This is a genomic window from Stenotrophomonas maltophilia group sp. Smal13 (assembly GCF_030236855.1).
In the GTDB taxonomy this organism is placed as follows: domain Bacteria; phylum Pseudomonadota; class Gammaproteobacteria; order Xanthomonadales; family Xanthomonadaceae; genus Stenotrophomonas; species Stenotrophomonas maltophilia_A.
In genome coordinates, this window is sequence record NZ_JASJSQ010000176.1 from 1 (window position 1) to 1188 (window position 1188).

General features: G+C 68.9%; 1 protein-coding gene. It reads right to left on the reverse strand.

Annotated features, from left to right (window positions below):
- Positions 1-220: 220 nt before the first annotated feature.
- Complete coding sequence (locus QRO95_RS25235; protein ID WP_285303754.1) at positions 221-1096, reverse strand: LysR family transcriptional regulator; 876 nt, start codon at positions 1094-1096, stop codon at positions 221-223.
- Between the last annotated feature and the right edge of the window lie 92 nt (positions 1097-1188).

The window sequence follows — 1188 nt, forward strand, 5'->3', positions numbered from 1 at the left end:
ACGCCCCCGCAACCGGACCCACCCCGCCTTCGACAGTTTTCCGCGATCTGTCGGAACGGCGTGCTGCTCTGGTGGGTGTCGACCTTGGTCGACACGGTAGATCCACGCCATGCGTGGATGAGCGATGCAAGGCCTGTCGATCTGTCGGGGTCGGATCCCGTTGCTGCGTAACGGGCTCTGACCCCTATGTGGAACTCGCGCTGTGGAAGATGGATCCCGGCTACTGCACTTCCCCCAACAACGCCTGCAACCCGGGCAGCCATTGCTTGCCGGGGTGACGTACCAGCCACAGGGTGCGCTGCAGCGGAGGCAGCGGAGTCTCGAGCACGCGCAGGCGACCGAGGGCCAGCGGCTCTTCCAGCGCATGACGGGAAAGACAGGCCAGGCCAAGACCGGCGATGGCGGCCTGCTTGATCGCTTCGGTATTGCCCAGCTGCAGGGTCTGCGCGAAGCCGCGCAGGTGCGGCAACAAGGCCTGCTCCACCGCTTCGCGGGTGCCGGAGCCCGGTTCGCGCAGCAGCCAGCGTGCGCCGCGAAGTTCATCCAGCGACCAGCGTGCGGGGGCCTCGGCGGCCGCCACAATCACCAGCGGGTCCTGCTGCCAGGCCGTGACCTGCAGGCCGCGCTCGTGGCAGGGGCCTTCGATCAGGCCGGCGTCCACGTCCAGTCGCTGCACGGCGGCGACCACGCCGGCACTGTTGTCGATGCGCAGGTCGACTTCCGCCTGCGGCGCCTGCCGCAGCAGTTCGGCAATGCGCGGCGGTAGCAGGTAATTGCCGATGGTGGTGCTGGCGGCCAGCACCAGCCGCAGTGGCGCGCCCTGCGACGGGTCACCGCCGGCGGCGAGCTGGCGCTCGAGGTCGGCGGCGTTGACCAGCAGCGTGCGCGCGGGTTCCAACAGGGCGCGGCCGTGGCCGTTCAGCGCCAGGCGGCGGCCGATGCGGTCGAACAGCGGCGTGCCGAAGTGCGCTTCCAGCTCCTGCAGGGCGGCGCTGCTGGCCGACTGCGAAAGCGCGATGGCCTGACCGGCAGCGGTCGTGCTGCCGTGGTCGGCGATGGCGACGAAGACCTGCAGCTGGCGCAAGGTCAGGCGCATGGCTCTTACCTCCTTGATGGGTAGGTTTCACCCATATTATTCGTTTTACAGGTCATCGTCTGGCGCGCACGCTTGCCACGTCACCCCAGCCC

Coding starts and splice junctions, on each gene's coding strand:
- QRO95_RS25235 (WP_285303754.1), bottom strand. CDS start 1,096: ATGCGCCTGACCTTGCGCCAGCTGCAGGTCTTCGTCGCCATCGCCGAC.